Origin of the sequence: Flagellimonas sp. 389 (assembly GCF_018449435.1) — a bacterium.
In the GTDB taxonomy this organism is placed as follows: Bacteria; Bacteroidota; Bacteroidia; order Flavobacteriales; family Flavobacteriaceae; genus Flagellimonas.
Genome location: NZ_JAHCMU010000004.1, coordinates 61,610 through 78,761, shown reverse-complemented (window position 1 = coordinate 78,761; position 17,152 = coordinate 61,610). Strand labels below are relative to the sequence as shown.

Below are 17,152 nucleotides of genomic sequence, written 5' to 3'. Positions count from 1 at the left end.
TACTTTTCAACTAAAGTATTCCTTGGTCTGCAAAACTAAAATAGTCCTGTTCCGCCAAAATGAGGTGGTCTAATATTTTTATATCCAGAGCTTCAGAAGCCATCTTAAGTTTTTGGGTAATCTGTTTATCTGCCGAACTTGGCCTCACTGTACCGGATGGATGATTGTGCGCAAGTATTATCCCAACCGCACCAAGCTCCAATGCCCGCTTCATTACTAATCTTACATCAACCAAAGTTCCCGTAATACCACCTTTGCTCAGTTGGGATTTATGAATCACCTTGTTAGAGTTATTAAGATAGACTACCCAGAACTCTTCATGTTCCAAATCTCCAACCAAAGGATGTAAAAGCTCAAAAACATCTTTACTACTACAAACTTTGGAAACCTTCTCACCTTCCTCTCCCCTTCTACGTCGTCCCATTTCCAAAGCTGCAGCGATGGTCACTGCTTTTGCCTCTCCAATACCTTTAAAATGCATGAGCTGATTTACTGAGAGCTTGCCCAGCTCGTTCAAGTTGTGGTTTACGGAAGCAAGAATACGCTTTGAAAGCTGTACTGCGCTCTCTTCCTTATTTCCAGACCCTATCAAAATTGCAATAAGTTCAGCATCTGAAAGTGCCGAGCGCCCTTTTTGAACCAATTTCTCTCTTGGTTTATCGTCATCCGCCCAATTTTTAATGGAAAAGGAAACAGTCTTTTCTTGCATGGTCTAAATATAATGGAATTTACATTGTTGTGTTCTCCGATTTTTTGAATGTCCGAGGTTTTATATCTATATGTTTATCCTGACTTGACACGAAAACATAAATTTGGTACTTTGAAAGTCATCAAACCAAGGTATATGAAATCTCTTCTTGAAATTGATACGTTTACGGAAGTCATTGAACGTATTGAAAAGTTAAACGAATCCACAAATGCAGAATGGGGCAAAATGCAAGTGGCTCAAATGCTTTGCCACTGTCAGTTTCCTCTAAATTTAGCACTTGGGAATTATAAGATGAAAAAACCAAACCCTATTATGAAGTTATTGTACCAGAGTTTTAAAAAGAGTATGTACAATGACAAGCTCTGGAAACAAGGATTGCCAACACCAAAACCGTTCAAAGTAGAAAATGAAAAAGAGTTTGGTCCAGAAAAAGAAAAATTAATTTCCTTGGTGAACGAGTTTCATCAAGAAAAGGATAAAGAATCATGGGAGCCACATCCTGCCTTTGGTGTTTTCACTCCAAAACAATGGGGACAGATGCAATACAAACATCTGGATCACCACCTAAGGCAATTTGGTGTTTAAACGATTCGCTGTTTTGTTTTTACTTACACTAAACGGAAAAGTATATTGCCAATTATTAAGTAAACTCTATCTTTACAGTCTGATATACTAGTTCAAACATAGTATCCAAGTCTTTCTACAAAGACGGACACTTAATTTTATAAGTGTCACTTCTTGCATCGTTGATTTCAACTTCTAGATGTATAGGATACGTACGCTTTACAATCCAAGTTATTTATCAAAAAAATCGAAATCGATTTCTTTATCGTTTAGAGAGCGGCTATGCTTTATTATCCGATAAAGTTCAAAAAAGTAAACATGAACAGTAAGCAGTTAATAAGTAGAAATATAGAGTTTTTTTATCATAAAGCATCCGAAGAAACCAGATTGGACAAAGGCATGGGCGTCTTTGAATTTGAAAGAATTAAGTCACTGATTGAAAAATACATCCCATACCCTAATTGTAAAATAATCGATGTGGGAGGTGGTACTGGAAAATATTCAGAATGGCTTTCAAAAAAGGGCCATGAAGTTCACTTGATAGAACCTGTGCCAAAACACATCCAAATAGCTCAAAATAGAGCAAGTAAATTAAAGAACAAGTTTTCAGTAAGTTTCGGCAAAGCGCAGGAACTAAGCTTCCCCAATAACTTTGCGGATATTGTAATCCTGCACGGACCACTTTACCATCTTCAGGAAAGCAAAGAACGTGCGAAAGCCATAAGTGAAGCCAAACGTGTTGTAAAAAAGAATGGGGTCATATTAGGTTTTGCCATTAACTGTACCGCTTCCACTTTGGTTGGCCTATTGAACGGACTTATACACAAAACTCCATTTTTTAAGATGTGCAAAGAAGAACTTTCAACGGGAATCCACAATCCACCCGATGATTTTCCATGGCTTTTGGCCGAAGCTTTTTACCACAAACCGGAAGAACTGAAAACAGAATTTTTACAACAAGGCCTTACTTATATTAATACGTATGCTGTTGAAGGAATGGCTTGGCTGGATAAAGACTATTTTGCAAGTATGAACAATGAAAGAAAAAAAGATACACTAATGCAACTCATCCAAATTACAGAAAACGATGCGTATCTTCTCCCGTTTAGCCCGCATATGATGATAACTGTAAAAAAATAAAGTTTATGGAAGATAAAGAGTACTATTTCAGCGCTTTAAAAAAGAATAATGGAATATTGAACGAATTGGATTTAGGGGAACAGTTGGGCTTTAACGATACCGAAACCAGGCACATAATTTCTTTATTGCTATCTGAACATAAAATTAAATATGTTGAAAATGAAGCTTGTAATTATAGGGTTGTGAAAACTGGAAAAAGACAACATTATTAATCATTATCACCATTGCCATAATTGACAATAAAAACAAATTTCTAAATGTTCCTGTAGAAAGTGAGATTTCATTTAGACCCTTCCTTACAATTTAATAAAATTGACTTTTTGACATGTATAAGCTTAGTAGGCGTTATATTTTTGATTAGACATCTGTAATAAACTAACATTTTAACGATGATGTTTCTAAAAAAATATAAACTGAGTTGCCAAGTGTTTTGTAAAAAATCATCTCAAAAACTTTTACTGGCTTAGTAAATCAAGACTTCTTTTCTCTTATCTGACAACAACCTAGATTAGGTGAAACTTATAAATCAAAACAATCAATCTTTAAACTAACATGTATGGAAAAACAGGTCAAAATCAATGAATCTTATGATTCCTTGGATAAGGTGTTGGATTTTTTAAAAACAGAAAGTGAATACCAATGTACCAAGACCTGGAACAATTGGGAAGTTCCATCTGGGAATAAAATGGAAAAATGCATACTTGTAAAGAAAAGCGGAATCTATGCCATTATTTTGAGGTTTTTAAATACAAGTACCTTAAAAATGATGCCTGTTGTAACCAATCACATTGTAAATGGCTACTATTCCAAGTCAAGAGGGATTGCTCCTATGCTAGTTCGTTCCTTATTATCGTCCAAACAAGAAACCCTTATGAACGAAAATATTGAAATCCTCAAAAAGATCGCCTAAACTATGAAATATATATACTTAACTATAATCTTGTTTTCCTCTCTTATTGGTCATGGCCAAAATGATGATTGGGTCGAAACCGAAGGAAAAATTACCGAGATCACTTTACATAGGGGCAAAAAAACGAGAGAAACGGCAACTATAAAATTTAAACTGGAAGATGGCAGTGAACAAATAGGGATCACCGAACTTTTTAGAGTTCCTTTCATAGGAAGCATGAAATCTGAAGGAGATGCTATTTCCATAAAATATAGGAAAAGTAATCCTGTTCTTGTAGAAACGCAGTTTGGCAGTCTTCTTTCTACCTATGGAATGTATGTTCTAATCTTTTTGGGTGTTTTACTATCCGCCAAAACCTTACTTGGTAGGAAAAAGACAATGAACACCAGTTCTGGGCTGAATTCTTAAAAATAAAGTTCCAATCTCAAAAGAAGCAATGGCCCGCTTATATGGGTCTTTCTTTTATAAAATTAAAAATTCAAACCCATGTTCAAATCATATAGATTAATTCTTACCCAAATAATATTGCTTTTGATGGGAAATTCAATCGTTGCCCAAAAGTATCTTACTTGGTACGAGGTGGAAAAGCAACAATTTGGAAGAGAAATTTTCTTTAAAGACAATACCAACAATTTACTTGAAGGTCACTATAAGATTTCTGACGAACGAGGGAATTATTCTGATTTGAACTTCAAAAAAGGAAAAAAGCACGGAAAATCTACAGAATACGATTATAACGACCGTATTTTAAAAACAATGACCTATGCGGATGGAATTGCAAACGGTACGTTCACTACCTATCACCAAAATGGAAAAGTACAAAGGCAGGGGCTTTTTTTAAAAGGTGAGGAAGAAGGAGAATGGAAAACGTTCAATGATACGGGTGAATTAATAACTCTTGAAAATTACAAGAATGGACTGAAAAACGGTAAATGGACAAAGAAATTACACTATAGCAATCAAAATGTTAGGGGAGTAAGAACAGAGCACTATAAAAACAATGAACCTACTGGCCATTGGGAAGAAAAATATGAAGACGGTACACTAAATTGGGAAAGAGACTATACCACAAACAACAGTTATATCCAAAAAGATTATTTCCCAAACGGAAAAGTTCGTTTTCTTAAGCAGCTAAAAGATGGAAAACTTGAAGGGGATAAATTGGAATATAATCAGAATGGGGTATTATTGAGAAGGATGAAGTTTGTGAAAGATCAATTACTACTCAGCGAATTGTTTTATGAAAATGAAGCCAAGAAAGAGATTCAACATTACGAGCATGGTAAAAAGAACGGTCTTTATGAGCTATACCACGAAAACGGAACAAAAATTTTATCTGGCAACTATATGGACGGTTATAAGAATGGTGCCTGGAAGAATTTTGACTTAGACAACGGAACAATTGTAGAAAAAACTACTTTTAAAAATAACGTTAAGAACGGATTATATATCAAGTACAATGAAGCCGAAAAGCCTTCCCACAAAGGCAATTATCTGAATGGCACAAAGGATGGCAAATGGGAATTCTATAATCTGGCAGGAAAACCCATTAAAGAAATCTTATACCGAAAAGGCAAAGTAATATCCAAGATAGAATATGGAAACTGAACTATTGGCTATTACTTGGATTTAGATTTTTACAGAAAATCGAATCCCGCTTATTGATTTACTCTTTACCCGAATACTGATTCTATTTTCTCAAAATCCAATCCGCCATAATTGCCTGAACTCATTAGCAACAAAACCGAATCATCAAATTCTTTATCAAATAGATACGTCTTAAAAGCGTCCGCATCAGTAAAGATTTTGACATCTTGCCGATTCAATGCATTTTCAATTTGTGCAGAAGTAACTTCTTCCAACTGTTTTATTTTAACAGCTTCTGGAGAATAAAAGACCAAGGCTTCGTCTGCGGCGTTCAAAGCTCCGTCATATTCCTTTAAAAAATTGGCATTTAAACTACTATAGGTATGTAGCTCCAAACAGGCAATCAGTTTTCGATTTGGATATTGCTCCCTTACCGCCATGGTTGTTGCCCTAACTTTACTTGGTGAATGTGCAAAATCTTTATAGGCTACTTTTCCTGAGCTTTCCGCAATCTTTTCCAATCGTTTGGATGCCCCTTTAAAAGATGTGATGGCCTCGTAGAAATCATCTTCATCCACACCCATGTTTTGACATATCCATTTCGCTCCAGCAAGATTGTTCAGATTATGTTTGCCAAAAACCTCAATGGGCATCTCACCCTCGGGAGTATCCAAAAGAGTTTCTCCATCTTCAACCCTATAATTTGGCGTACCGTAGGCAAACTTGCGAATTGAGTTCTCTGTTTTCTCAACTACTTTTTTTACCTCTAAATCTTCTTCGTTATAGGTAATGCTTCCTCCACGTACGATACCATCCACAAAAATTTGAAACTGTTCCACGTAGTTTTCGAAAGTGGGAAAAACATTGATATGGTCCCAAGCGATACCACTCAAAAGTGCAATATTGGGCTGGTATAAATGAAATTTTGGTCTTCTATCAATAGGAGATGATAAATATTCGTCGCCTTCTAAAACAATAAAATCGTTTTCCTCTGTTAGGTGTACCATTCTGTCAAAGCCTTCTAGTTGGGCCCCGACCATATAATCCACCTCGATATCATGATAATTTAATACATGTAGGATCATCGAAGTGATAGTGGTTTTACCATGACTACCTCCTATAACTACTCTAGTCTTGTATTTGGACTGCTCGTAAAGAAATTCGGGATACGAATATATCCTTAAGCCCAACTCTTTTGCTTTATGCAATTCAGGATTATCTGGTTTGGCGTGCATTCCCAAAATCACCGCGTTCAATTTATCATGTATTTTTTCAGGAAACCAACCAAATGCTTCAGGCAATAAACCTTTTTGTTCCAAGCGACTTTTGGAAGGTTCAAAGATTACATCATCACTTCCCGTTATTATATATCCCTTATGTTCCAAAGCCAATGCCAAATTGTGCATGGCACTCCCTCCAATGGCTATAAAATGTACTTGCATCAAAAATCTATTTTCAGGATAAAGATAACCATAGCCATTAAACTAATTGGAAACAAAATACAAAGGACGCTTTTTACCATTTACACAACATAATCTGCAAAAATCATAACACCAAAAGACTAAAAAGTAGCTTTTGTAGTTATTGATACTTGACAGGACTACTTATAAGTGAAATGAATTATTGGGCAACATCAGAAAATACGCTTTGTATTTATGATAAAATCATTCAGATGATAAGAAAATTCAGTAGTTTTGCGCATCTAAACCTCAGCAGATATTTGGGTGTTATTCGCACTAAACTATCTGTTTTTTTGTATTGTACTATCATTCCTTACGTGTTCTCACGATTTAAAAGAGCATAGTACAGCCTATAAATTTGAATTAATAGAAAATTTCTATGGGGTTTAGAATTACTTTTATAAAACATCTATTTGCATTTTCCATTGGCTTTTTATTCACTATTTCCGTTGCATATTCTCAATGTGCAGGTTCGGACAATACCGTTACTGTTTGTGATAAACACGACGATATAGCCAATAGAACTTTCGATCTGTTCGCAAATTTAAATGGACTGCCTGCCGTAGGTGGTGTTTGGTCCACAACAGATGCAGCCAATTTTTTTGCTTTAGATACTAACACAGGTATAGTAGATTTATGGCGGATCAATAATTATGGCGTTCATGAGTTTACCTACACGAACAATGATTGTGGCGAATCTGCGACTGTCACTATAAATCTAGGTGGTTATGCAGGAGAGGATAATATAGACGGTAGTGCCAATGCCTGTAGTGAAAACTTAGCGGTAAACCTTTTTGGTTTCCTAGGTAGTGCAATTGACGGAAAAATACCCGATTTCAATGGTGTTTGGGCAGAGGTCGTGCCAACTGGCTTTCTGACCAATAACTTATTCAATGCACTTTTGGCCGGACCAGGTGAATATACTTTTACCTACACCGTGCCAGATGTGGATATCTGTGCGGGCGAACAATCCACTGTTATTCTAGAGATTCATCCTGCAGCAGATTCAGGACAGCCCATAGACTTGGTTGTATGTACAAATGAAGACCTTTCCAGTTTTACCAATCTTGACCTGACCACTTTGTTAGTTGACGAGGACCCCAATGGTACTTGGTCCGAAGGTGGTACCAACCAAATAGATAATTTAACAGATAGCGTTATAAACGTAGAGGAAATCAATACCAATTTTGGTTATGGTACTTATACCTTTACCTATTCGGTTTTTCCATCCCATCCCGTATGTTCCATACAGTTTACCGAAATAGAAATTATTATACTGCCTGTGCTTGAAGGAAACTTGACGGCTCCGAACTACTGTTTGGGGGAGCCCTATGACGTCACCATTACTTATGACCAATCTATTTTACCAGATGACGAGTACGAAATTGCATATACCATTAACAGCAGCAATGGCATTAACAATGCCACTACAACAGTTGAATTGAATAATGGTACGGGAACTTTTACCATTTCACCAGATGCAGTTCCCATCAATGAGTTTGTGGAATTGGATATCGTAGGGATTACAGACCCTGACCCTGAAGAATTTGTATGTCCCACTATCAACGTTCCACAAGCACTTTTTTTGGTCTCCGACCCAATGGCCACTTCAACAACCATTTGCCCTGATACAGAAGCTACCATTCAGCTCGACAATATTCTGGACATCGCTGGAAATCTCTCCAATGAAACTTACGATATTGATTATACCATAACAAATCCCGATAATTCCACCACCGACCTTATTGTACAGAACATTGATTTTTCCAATGGATCCGCAACTTTCAATATCCCTTCGATCAACTTTGATACTGATGGTAATTACAATATCGCTTTCGAAGTAACCGGTAGTTTTCTCATCGATTGCATGTTAAGCACAACTATTGAAGTACTCCCTATCCCAGAAGCCATAGACCTGGACATCGTGGTGGACAACAATTGTGATGCCACCGCTATTGATGTATTGGTAAACGCACCAGCACTATCCGATGGCAGTTACACCATAGACTATGAGGTTATTGAACAAAACTCGATGGCTGTATTAACAGACAATACGATAAACTTTACAGGAGGGTTCGCTGAATATGAAATAGACATCTCTACCTTGGCTGATGGAAACTATGCCGTTAACCTAACAAGCACTCAAGATGACACTACGCCTTGCCGTACGGTGTTCGATTTTGAACTCCAAGAAAACTTCTCCATTGGAGGAACACCTGAAGTTATCGAAGCCGCACCTGAGCAATTTTTCTGTCTAAATGATGGAAACCCGACCTTGGAAAATATTTCAGTCAGTGCCTCTGGAACACTTTCCTTTTTTGAAACCAATACCGATGACGTGCCCCTACCTTTGACCACACCTCTGGTAGATGGGGAAGATTATTTTATTTTAAGCACCAATCCAGACAATAATTGTGTAAGCTCTTCCAGAATACGAGTTCAGGTTGCTTTCGTAACAGCTGATGTTCCAACTATCAACAACGCAATGCCAATTCTGTGTGGTTCTGATAATCTGACCTTAGCTGATTTGGATGTCAATTCAACAAACGGTGGAAGTATTATATGGTATTCCTCGGCTTCTGGCGGAACTTTGATAGATTCCAATCAAACTTTGGTGGACGGACAATCTTATTTTGCTGTAGAACAGTTAAACGGATTCTGTGAAAGTGATATGCGATTGGAAGTGATTCCTACAGTAATAAACCCTCAATCACCAGATTTAAGTACAACTGAATTATCTCTTTGTGGATTGGACAATCCAACGGTCAACGAACTTATTGATTTGGAAAATGCAATAGATGCCGAAGTTGAATGGTTCATAACCGGAGAAGGTGGTGAAGTCCTATCCAGCTCAGAACTTCTGATTGATGATACTACGTACTATGCCCAAAGCTATGATCCCGAAACAGGCTGTATCAATCCAAATAGAATTCCAGTTACAGTAGACTTGAACAATTGTGACCCAGATGCATACGATTTCTTTATTCCCGATGGATTTTCACCGAATAGTGACGGTAGAAACGACACCTTCTTTATACCTAATATAGAAACCATTTTCCCTGACTTTACATTGGAAATCTTTAACCGCTACGGAAATTCCCTTTTTAAAGGAGATGCGGACAATCCGGCATGGGACGGTTCGGAAGGTGGAAGAAACACGGCTCCCAATGGTGTATACTTCTATGTCATAGAATTTAACCGTGAAGGTTTCGAGCCAAAACAAGGTAGATTATATCTCAGCCAATAAATAAAGACATGAAAAAACTATATATAGCACTCTTATTTTTATTGTATGCGCTGGGAGTAAAATCACAGCAAGACCCTCAATATACCCAGTATATGTATAATATGAGCATTATTAACCCAGCATATACGACCAATGAAACGGGAATGATAAATTTTGGAACCCTTTACCGTTCACAATGGCAAAATGCAGAGGGTGCTCCCGAAACACTTACATTTTTTGCCCATGCACCTTTGAGCGATAAAGTAGAAACAGGCATATCCCTTATAAGTGACAATATTGGTGATGGTGTTTTAAAAGAGAACAATGTTTATGTTGATTTTGCCTATATCTTAAAGTTGAATGCTGACAGTAACCTATCCTTGGGACTTAAGGGAGGGATTACAAATTTTGAAACCAATTTCACTGGTTTTAGACTGCCCGAATTTCAAGATGATGCAGCATTCAACGAGAATGTCAATAGTATTTTCCCCAATGTTGGCGTTGGTGCTTTTTATACAAGACCCAATTTCTACGCTGGAGTATCCGCACCTAATTTGTTGACTTCAAAACATCTTGAAAATCGGGATGGAATAAATAGGATAGGTTCAGAAGAAATACACCTTTTCTTCACCTCTGGTTATATCTACGAATTGAATCCAAATTTGAAAATAAAGCCATCCATCATGACAAAAATGGTCGCAGGCTCTCCTATTTCACTGGATACTTCGTTGAATGTTTTGTTCAATAACAGATTCGAAGGTGGACTGTCCTATAGATTGGAAGATGCAGTGAGCGCCATGTTCAACATATCTGTTGTACCTGCAATACGTATTGGATATGCTTACGATTATACCCTATCCAACTTAGGGAGTTTTAACGCAGGGTCCCATGAAATTTTTGCACTCTTTGACCTTGACCTTCTAGGTCTGAAAAAAGGATATGATAAATCTCCTAGATTTTATTAAGATATGAGAAAACTGATCTTCCTCCTCGTTATCGGTTTGGGCATGCACCCAATGATTGCACAACAAGAATTAGAGCGTGCAAACACTTATTTTGAAAGAGCGTTTTACAGCGATGCCATTCCGTTGTATGAAAAAGTATTGTCCAGCAATAGAAGTCAACAGGTGTTGAAGAACCTTGCTGATTCTTACTATAATACTTTTGATATGCACTCGGCTGCAAGATGGTACAAAACTGTAACTTCCAGGTCTGGTAATGCCATTGATGGTTCCTATTATTTCAAACTTAACCAGTCCTTAAAAGCTATTGGCAAGTATGATGAAGCAGAAAATGCGTTAAAGGAATATTACATACGATCAAACGACTCATTAGCAATCGAAAAGCTAAACAGGGGCATTCAATATTTAGAAAACATAAGTGCGATTGGTAACCGTTTTACGATAGAGAACCTTGCCTTAAACACTACGACATCCGAATTTGGGGCAGCCAAAATAGATTCCAACCTTCTTTACACCGCTTCAAGAAAAAACAGCGATAAGGCTAAAAAATTATACCGATGGAACAATCAAAACTATCTGGATATTTACTCACATCCACTGGACAAAATAGACCAGAAAGACGATTTTAGTGAAAGCCTTTCCCCCAACATTAACACCAAAATGCACGAGGGTTCCTTTACAATAACAAAGGATAGAAAGACAATCTATTTTACACGTAACAATTTCAACAAGGGCAAGAAAAAAACAGATTCCAAAAAAGTCACCAACTTAAAGATTTATAGCGCAGAATGGTCGGGTACGGAATGGATAAATATTACCGAATTACCATTTAATGACGATGGCTTTTCTACGGAACACCCAGCCTTGAACAAGGATGAAACACAGCTTTATTTTGCTTCGGACCGCCCTGGTGGCTACGGTTCATTTGATCTTTATAAAGTATCCATACTTTCAGATGGCCTTTTTGGGAACCCAATAAATTTGGGAGCAACAATAAACACGGATAAAAAGGAGCAGTTTCCGCATTTGGACACGGAGAACAATCTCTACTTTGCTTCAAATGGGCATCCGGGCTTTGGTCTTTTGGATATCTTCATTTCAAAATATGACGCTGGAACTTACGGTCAACCAGACAATTTAGGCTTGCCCGTCAATAGTGGTTATGATGATTTTTCCATTTCATTTCATTCCGATAAGGAAGGTTTTTTCTCATCCAACCGACCCTCGGGAAAAGGTAGCGATGACATTTATTCCTTTGTTGAAACTAAACCTCTTTTAATCGAAGATTGCGGTCAGTTCATTGCTGGTACACTTACCGATATAACAACTAACGAACCTATCCCAAACGGGACAATACGATTATTGGACGGTGATGGCAAAATGATAAAAGAAGTATTGACCGATCAAAATGCAGTATTTAAGTTTGATATTTCCTGCGCTTCCTTTTTTACAGTACACGGAAGTCAAAACGGATACAAAGACAACAACAAAACTATACGAAGCAGCAAGGAACGTAAAAAAACTTTTGATGGGTCACTGCAACTGCTCTCCTTAAAAGAAATTGAAAAGCAACAACAAGCAGAAGCGGAAAAAGAAAAAGAAAAACAGCTGTTACAGGAAAAAAGGGCAAAAGAAGAAGCAGAAAAAAGAAAGAAGAAAAAGATAGCGGAGGCAATCAAAAAAGAGGATGCTGTTGTAAAAGAGAAAAACAGAACGATAATCAAAACCAAGGAAATCCATTTTGATTATAGCCTTTGGTACCTAAGAAGAGAGTCCAGAGAACGCTTAGAGGTAGTACTCGACGTCATGAGAAAAAACCCCAATATGATCATAGAGATCGGTAGCCATACCGATATTCGCGGAAGAGCAAGCTACAATAAACAACTTTCGCAAAAACGGGCAGATTCTGTAAAAGAATACCTGGTCAGCAAGGGAATTGATGAAAATAGGGTAATCGCCAAAGGTTACGGAGAATCAGAACCCATAGTAGAATGCAAGACCGTAGACGCTTGTACTGAGGAAGACCACGAATGGAACAGAAGGTGTGAATTTGTGATCGTAAATTGGGAATAATGTCTTAAAAAAGACTATTTCTAGCCTTCTATTCACTACTTATTGCTATTTTTCTAGTAAATAAATAGCAATGAATCTATCAGAAGTAAAATCTAAGGAATTCATGCCTGGTTACCATGGAAAAATGGTACACGGAGAATCTATGACCTGGGCCTTTTGGGACGTTGAAAAAGATGCCGAAGTACCTGAGCATTACCATGTACACGAACAAATAATGCATGTTCTGGAGGGTAGTTTTGAATTTACGCTGGGAGGGAACAAGGCTATTTATCAATCTGGTGATATAGTCATTGTCCCATCAAATGTACCGCACAGCGGAAAAGCACTGACCACATGTAAATTGATGGATATATTTAGTCCAGCAAGAGAAGAATACAAGTAATATGAAAATTTCTTTAGTAGGAAAAAATGCTCTTGTTGGCGGGAGCAGCAAAGGTATTGGTGAAGCTATCGCAAGGCAATTGGCCGCAAGTGGGGCCAATGTAACCTTAATGGCACGAAATGAAGCCAAAATGAAGGAGCTTATTGCAGAATTTGATGTCGACCAAGGACAAGAACACAACTATGTAGTTGTCGATTTTTCCAGTTTTGAAACCTTCAAACCAACAATTTTCAAATTTTTCCAAGAAAATACAATCGACATATTAGTGAACAATACGCAAGGTCCGGAAGCAGGAGGAGCTTTGGAAAAAAATGTTGAGGATTACCAACAGGCTTTTGACCTATTGTTCAAGTCAGTTGTTTTTACTACGGAGCTTGCCTTAACGCACATGCAACAAAAGCAATGGGGAAGAATCATCAATGTGGCGTCCATATCCGTTAGGGAACCTCTAAATTATTTAGCGCTTTCAAATTCGATAAGGGCTGCCGTAGTGACTTGGGCAAAAAGTCTTTCTATTGATGTTGCAAAAGATGGAATAACCGTAAACAACGTGCTTACTGGTTATTTTGATACCGACCGTATCACCCAACTTAACGCAAAAAAGTCAGAAAAGCTAGGGATTTCGGAATTAGAAGTCCGGTCGAACATGGAAAATCAGGTTCCTTCAAAACGCATAGGCGATCCTGAGGAATACGGCTTTTTGGTGACATTTTTAGCTTCGGAAAAGTCCGCTTACATTACTGGCACCAATATTCCAATTGATGGAGGTCTACTGAAATCGCTTTAATGGGATTACCTTTTTAGTTTTTACAGGTTATTTTTTAGGGCAGTTTCAATGCTATTCTTAAAAGTCATCGGGTCATCTATAAACAGAACTAGATTCTTGTAGGACTTTTTAATTCCATAAATACCGGTTAAGACGTTTTCTTTTTTTAATCGGATTACTATGTTATGAGACTCTAACTCTCCCAGAAAAGATAGTTTTCTTGTTTCATTGTCCAATTCAATTTCCTTGGATGACAATTCAACAGCATCTATATCACTTAAATCAATACTAGATTCACTCATAATTCCATATCGTAAGTAGAGCTTATGACCTTCAATGGATATGGGTCTTTTCAACATTGATTTTAAAAATCCAAAGATTTGAATTCCAGAATAAATACTTAAAAAAGTGAAAATCCAAGCTACGATAATACTCCACTTGGCAATGAGGATATGAAGAACAAAAGTTTCTATGGCAACAATAAAAAGTATTGCGACCAATAAGGTTATTGTACCAGAGTTTTTATGGTACGAAAATTCATTTTCCTTAAAATCCTTTTTCTTCCAATATAAAAAGCCATAATAGAAAACTGAGATTTCCATAACAACGGGCGTGACCATAGCTTTAGGGAGGATTTCAGTACATACTTTTTTGAGTGTCGAAAAGAAATCAAGAGAATATTGTTTTTCAGTATTATACCGTTTTACTGCCCCATATAGTTTATAAAGCACAAAAGACAGAATGGACAATTCTATGACTGGAAGCAACCAAGTTTTGAACAGTCCTAAATACAATTGATTTTCTTTGGGAAGAATGACCGAACAAACTACGGTTACAAAGATTAGAAAAGGGACAATTGTGGTTGTTGGAATCCTTGTTTTTCTAACTAGTAAAAAATACACTATGGGTGTGGTCAATAACAAATCAATTGTAACTCCCAATGCCAATACATTTGGGTTTTGCTGGAACCAGATTGATTTCACTAGCAATACCAAAGTACCAACAATCAATAATGGTAACGCGAATACCATTGCGATTTTGGAAATTTCTATTCTATCCATTGGTTTTTGTTTTACTGTTAATCGTAACAACCTAACTACAAACTCATTTTATCTTTAAAGATATAGGATTGTCTTCGCGACACCTCAATTTCTTCTCCGTTATACATTTGCAGCTTCAACTTACCATTGAACCAAGGCACTACATTGGCTATGTAGTTGGTATTAACGATTTGTTGCCGGTTTGCCCTAAAAAAAGACTGTTCAGGAAGTTTTTCTTCAACTTGGTTAAGTGATTTATAAAGCAGCGGTTTCTTATCTTCAAAAAACACCCTGGTATAGTTCCCCACGATTTCAAAATGTGAAATATCTCCAATTTTAACAAGCCAGCAAGATTCTCCGTCCTTGATAAAAATCTGACTGTTATGCGAAAGTTGTTGCGTCTTTCCTGTATGCACTTGATTGCTTGTTAATTTTGCTTTTACCTTCTCAAAAGCAATGGCAAAACGTTTTTCGTTTATTGGTTTAAGAAGGTAATCCAAGGCATTGTACTCAAAGGATTTTATAGCGTATTCATCAAAAGCAGTGGTAAATATGGTGATGGGAACCTCATCCAGCATTTCAAGAAGCTCAAAACCATCTTTTTCTGGCATATTGATATCCAAAAACAATAAATCCGGGGTTTCTTTCTGAATCAATTCGAATCCTGAATCAACATTTTCAGCTTCTCCTACCAGCTCGATCTCACTGTGTTTTTTTATGAGTTCTTTTAGCTCATTACGGGCCAATCTTGAGTCTTCCACTATTACGGCTCTTATCTTCATACCATAGGGATTTTTATATGGGCAACGACCTCACCAGCAACCTCGTTCAAATTAAAAGAAGCTTTATCTGCATACAGCAGTTTTAAACGCTGTCTTATATTTTTCAGTCCTAACTGTGTGGTATTTTTACCTATTTGGAGTTTCCCTGTATTCTTAACTTCAATGATCAATTGATCCTCTTCCTTTTTTAGGCTCAAGACGATTCTGCCTCCTCTTTTGAGATTGGAGATACCATGCTTTGCCGCATTTTCTATAAGAAGCTGGATAATCATTGGCGGGATATGAAGTGACAAAGTATCTTCATCAACATCCTTGACAAACTCCAGCCGGTCCTCAAATTGAATTTTGGAGAGGTCAATATAGTTGTCCACCATTTCCAGCTCTTCTTCTACCGAAATGGCATTACTATTATTTTTGGTAAGCGAATACCGAAGGATTTCGGAGAGTTTGGTCAACATCTCTCTTGATCGTTCAACATCCTCAAGCATTAGGCCTCGAATATTGTTAAGGCTGTTGAACATAAAATGGGGGTTGATCTGACCTTTTAAAGTATTGAGCTGTGCCTGTTTTAAATTGGTATTCAGTTCTAGCCGCTCAATTCTGTCCTTGTTGAGTTTTAGCAAAAGTTTGATGACCAAATAGCAAATGACCCATGAAAATACCATTAATAAGGAACTGAAAATTAATAGCCCAGTTGTATCATACATTTTCAACATCTGTAGCTCATCGTCAGATATCTTTGGGCCATATTCATGATATAGGTATCCAAGGGAGAGATTCAACAGTGCATAGATACCGGATGCAACCAGTGTGGCCAACAAAATCTTGATAATCTCTTTGGTTCCAAAATCATCAAAAGCAAGGTTATGCTTCAAATAATATCTTAATAGCGATGTGGATACGATACCAATGAACATACCACCAAATACGTTGAACACCAAGAATTCCGTACTACTATTCTTCAGCATAATCAAAGACAGACAGCTTAGAAAACCCCACCCCAAAAATTGTAAGGTCCAGAAAACAAGATTGTTGGTTCTACTGTTCAATTCCATATGTAGTTGGTCAATATCTTAATTCAAAAATAACGCATTGGGAAATTGGAAGAACTCCTATCATTAATTTATTCCTACCCATTTTGCTGTCTTCTGAATAATTTTTTAATAAAACGTCTTTCACATTTACTCGCCTTATTATTTAAAAACGCTATCCACATGAAAGAGGCTCCTGTGTAAAAAAGTACCAAACAATCATTGTTTTCCCAACCCATATACCTTGCAAAAATGCCAATCAGCGTCAACAATATTCCTGCGATCAATATAATTTTTTGACCTGTACTTAGTTTTTTCATTTTGATGGTCTTTAATTTTTGAAAATAGAACCCTTTAAACGAGAACCGATATAAGAAAAGAGATAATTAATTTGGCTAAGGTTATCATGCTGTTCGTTTTTTGATTACGGGGTAAAAATACGCCTACCACACTCAAGTTTAAAGAGGTTTATGACCAGTGGCAAAAATGAAACTGCGAACGGCAACGGCACTTAGCGTTC

Annotated in this window: 17 protein-coding genes; 11 read left to right on the top strand and 6 right to left on the bottom strand. The window is 37.1% G+C overall.

Translation table 11 applies throughout. The features are described 5' to 3' along the window. Window positions 1-10: 10 nt before the first annotated feature. Window positions 11-709: a DNA repair protein RadC gene (gene radC / locus KIM67_RS04830; RefSeq protein ID WP_163418002.1), complete on the bottom strand. Its 699-nt coding sequence runs from the start codon at window positions 707-709 to the stop codon at window positions 11-13. 135 nt (window positions 710-844) lie between these two features. On the opposite strand from radC, the gene KIM67_RS04825 reads away from it, so the two are divergent. From KIM67_RS04825 to KIM67_RS04800, 6 genes are all read left to right on the top strand, one after another. Then, on the top strand, window positions 845-1,294 hold the full coding sequence (locus tag KIM67_RS04825) for a DUF1569 domain-containing protein (protein ID WP_213830233.1): 450 nt from the start codon (window positions 845-847) through the stop codon (window positions 1,292-1,294). A gap of 297 nt (window positions 1,295-1,591) precedes the next feature. Next, window positions 1,592-2,413 (top strand): bifunctional 2-polyprenyl-6-hydroxyphenol methylase/3-demethylubiquinol 3-O-methyltransferase UbiG, encoded by an 822-nt coding sequence (locus KIM67_RS04820; protein WP_213830232.1) that lies wholly within the window; start codon window positions 1,592-1,594, stop codon window positions 2,411-2,413. 5 nt (window positions 2,414-2,418) lie between these two features. Next, window positions 2,419-2,625: a hypothetical protein gene (locus tag KIM67_RS04815; protein ID WP_213830231.1), complete on the top strand. Its 207-nt coding sequence runs from the start codon at window positions 2,419-2,421 to the stop codon at window positions 2,623-2,625. A 344-nt stretch (window positions 2,626-2,969) separates the two neighbouring features. Next, window positions 2,970-3,323, top strand: a complete 354-nt coding sequence (locus KIM67_RS04810; RefSeq protein ID WP_213830230.1) for a hypothetical protein — start codon at window positions 2,970-2,972, stop codon at window positions 3,321-3,323. A 3-nt stretch (window positions 3,324-3,326) separates the two neighbouring features. Further along, window positions 3,327-3,731, top strand: a complete 405-nt coding sequence (locus tag KIM67_RS04805) for a hypothetical protein (RefSeq protein WP_213830229.1) — start codon at window positions 3,327-3,329, stop codon at window positions 3,729-3,731. Window positions 3,732-3,857: 126 nt separating this feature from the next. Further along, window positions 3,858-4,931 carry a toxin-antitoxin system YwqK family antitoxin gene (locus tag KIM67_RS04800; protein ID WP_213830228.1) on the top strand — a complete coding sequence of 358 codons (1,074 nt, stop codon included), beginning with the start codon at window positions 3,858-3,860 and terminating at the stop codon, window positions 4,929-4,931. A 65-nt stretch (window positions 4,932-4,996) separates the two neighbouring features. On the opposite strand, the gene murC is transcribed toward KIM67_RS04800, so the two are convergent. Then, complete coding sequence (murC, locus tag KIM67_RS04795) at window positions 4,997-6,352, bottom strand: UDP-N-acetylmuramate--L-alanine ligase (protein WP_213830227.1); 1,356 nt, start codon at window positions 6,350-6,352, stop codon at window positions 4,997-4,999. Between the two features lie 397 nt (window positions 6,353-6,749). Between murC and KIM67_RS04790 the strand changes: the two genes are divergently transcribed. The 5 genes from KIM67_RS04790 to KIM67_RS04770 all read left to right on the top strand — a co-directional run bounded on the left by KIM67_RS04790 (window position 6,750) and on the right by KIM67_RS04770 (window position 13,800). After that, window positions 6,750-9,617, top strand: coding sequence for a gliding motility-associated C-terminal domain-containing protein (locus tag KIM67_RS04790; protein WP_213830226.1), 2,868 nt, complete (start codon window positions 6,750-6,752; stop codon window positions 9,615-9,617). An 8-nt stretch (window positions 9,618-9,625) separates the two neighbouring features. Continuing rightward, entirely contained in the window at window positions 9,626-10,561 is a 936-nt protein-coding gene (locus KIM67_RS04785; protein WP_213830225.1) for a type IX secretion system membrane protein PorP/SprF, read from the top strand. Between the two features lie 3 nt (window positions 10,562-10,564). Beyond that, window positions 10,565-12,631, top strand: a complete 2,067-nt coding sequence (locus tag KIM67_RS04780) for an OmpA family protein (protein ID WP_213830224.1) — start codon at window positions 10,565-10,567, stop codon at window positions 12,629-12,631. A 70-nt stretch (window positions 12,632-12,701) separates the two neighbouring features. Continuing rightward, window positions 12,702-13,013, top strand: coding sequence for a cupin domain-containing protein (locus tag KIM67_RS04775; protein WP_213830223.1), 312 nt, complete (start codon window positions 12,702-12,704; stop codon window positions 13,011-13,013). Between the two features lies 1 nt (window position 13,014). Beyond that, complete coding sequence (locus tag KIM67_RS04770; protein WP_213830222.1) at window positions 13,015-13,800, top strand: SDR family oxidoreductase; 786 nt, start codon at window positions 13,015-13,017, stop codon at window positions 13,798-13,800. Window positions 13,801-13,820: 20 nt separating this feature from the next. On the opposite strand, the gene KIM67_RS04765 is transcribed toward KIM67_RS04770, so the two are convergent. The 4 genes from KIM67_RS04765 to KIM67_RS04750 all read right to left on the bottom strand — a co-directional run bounded on the left by KIM67_RS04765 (window position 13,821) and on the right by KIM67_RS04750 (window position 16,952). Beyond that, window positions 13,821-14,840: a hypothetical protein gene (locus KIM67_RS04765; RefSeq protein WP_213830221.1), complete on the bottom strand. Its 1,020-nt coding sequence runs from the start codon at window positions 14,838-14,840 to the stop codon at window positions 13,821-13,823. Window positions 14,841-14,875: 35 nt separating this feature from the next. Continuing rightward, complete coding sequence (locus KIM67_RS04760; protein ID WP_213830220.1) at window positions 14,876-15,601, bottom strand: LytTR family DNA-binding domain-containing protein; 726 nt, start codon at window positions 15,599-15,601, stop codon at window positions 14,876-14,878. Next, window positions 15,598-16,569 (bottom strand): sensor histidine kinase, encoded by a 972-nt coding sequence (locus KIM67_RS04755; protein ID WP_250149157.1) that lies wholly within the window; start codon window positions 16,567-16,569, stop codon window positions 15,598-15,600. The genes KIM67_RS04760 and KIM67_RS04755 overlap by 4 nt, the downstream gene beginning before the upstream one ends. A 161-nt stretch (window positions 16,570-16,730) precedes the next feature. Beyond that, entirely contained in the window at window positions 16,731-16,952 is a 222-nt protein-coding gene (locus tag KIM67_RS04750) for a hypothetical protein (RefSeq protein ID WP_213830218.1), read from the bottom strand. Window positions 16,953-17,152 lie beyond the last annotated feature (200 nt).